Genomic DNA, 1691 nt, shown 5'->3' with positions numbered 1-1691 from the left:
CCAGCCCTCCCGCCGTGAGGGTCATCTCTCCGGCGGCGGCTATCTGTCCGCCGGTGTTACTCAGTTGTCCTGTACTGGTCAGCACCATCTGACCTTTTTCTGCGCTGATAAGTCCGCTGTCGTTGCTGAGCTGCCCGGTGGTCACGGTCACATTACTGGCGGCGGCAAGTACGCCTTCCCGGCTGTCGGTCTGCCCGGTGGCCCGGACGGAAAGGCTTCCGGCATCAGCCGCCAGTATTTGTCCCTGCCGGTTATCCAGGTCTGTGGTGTTCAGCGCCACGCTGCCGTTTGCCGCAATCTGTCCGCCACGGTTATCGGTGCTGTGACGCACATCCAGCGCCATCGTTCCGTTGCCGCTCTGGACCAGTTGTCCCCCGCGATTTGAGAGATTATCCGCGTCAATCCGGATACCCTTAGCCGTGGTAGTACTGCCGTCCAGTACCAGGTCGCGCCCCTTCAGCGCCAGCGTACCCGATGACGCCAGGCTCCCCCGGTCTCCGGTGAAAGTGGCTGATGTCATCGTGAGCGTGCCGTTACCGGCATGGATAATCTCACCATCCCGGTTATCCAGCGCAGCAGTCTGAAGCGTCAGGTCACGCGCATTTGTGGCAATCGTTCCTTCCCGGTTTTCAATACCGTCCTGATGGCTCAGCGTAAGCGCCTGTGTGCCGCTCTGGACAATCTGCCCGCTGTTATTCTGAAGGCGTTTTGCAGACAGACTGAGTGTATCCCCCGCCAGTAAACCGCCATTGTTGTTATGTGTGCCTGCGGTTGAGGCTTTCAGCCCGCTTTCGGCAATAACCTGCGCTCCGGCAGTGCTGAGGCTCTGCTGTTTCGCATCAAGGGTGATATTTTTCGCCTGTGTCCGGCTGCCCGACGCATCCAGTCCCTGGCCGGACGCGCTGATGTTACCGCCCGCCACATTCAGGCCGTGAGTTTCAAGCCGTCCTGCTGCGGAAAGGGTTAAATCACCGCTGTTACCGGTTTTCCCGTCGGACGAGATACCCGAGGCCAGTGTCCCGGTGGTGGTACTGGTGAGACTGGCCGCCTGCACGCGGGTATGACGGGAGGCCGCGACGGAGCCGCTGTTCTGTACATGACCGGTTGCTGAAATGTCGGTATCTGATGAGGACCAGAGCGAACCGCTGTTGTTAACACTGGCATTCGTGGCAATAACAGTATTGCCTTTTGCGGAAACGGCCCCGCTGTTTTCAATCATACCGTCAGCGGTGATCCTGACCTCTCCGGCGGATGCGCCGATATGCCCGGCACTGCGCATCCCCACGCCTTTTTCCGTGCCGCGAAGACGAATCTTACCGGCATACATCCCGCCGACCTGAGAGACATCCAGCGCAAACTGTGGTTTATCCGTGCCGTTGTCTGCTGAAACGGTTGTCTGTTCATGCGCCGCATCCACCCGGTTACGTCCGGTGGTGACTTTCAGGTCATTTGCGTGAAGGGCCGCGTTGACTTTCACGGCGCGGGCAATGATATCGGTATGATCCTGACGCGTGGTGTCCATTCCCTTGCCGCCAATCACAATGTCACCGCGATCAACCTGATATCCGGTGATAGTGCCATTCTGCATCTGCACCGAGCCGGTGGTCAGCGTGGTACGTCCGGCGTTAATAAAGCCGCAGCCGTCACAGGAGATCCCCGACGGGTTCGCAATGACAACCTGCGCTTTCTGA

The 1691-nt window shown here is 59.2% G+C and carries 1 protein-coding gene; it reads right to left on the bottom strand.

Annotation, left to right across the window (positions count from 1 at the left end; all coding sequences use genetic code 11):
* The coding region (locus tag GTGU_RS23085) for a two-partner secretion domain-containing protein (protein WP_038163322.1) at window positions 1-1691 on the bottom strand (1691 nt) is incomplete at both ends.

Origin of the sequence: Trabulsiella guamensis ATCC 49490 (genome assembly GCF_000734965.1) — a bacterium.
In the GTDB taxonomy this organism is placed as follows: Bacteria; Pseudomonadota; Gammaproteobacteria; order Enterobacterales; family Enterobacteriaceae; genus Trabulsiella; species Trabulsiella guamensis.
The sequence above is the reverse complement of the archived record's forward strand: the minus strand, read 5'-3'. Positions and strand labels throughout refer to the sequence as shown.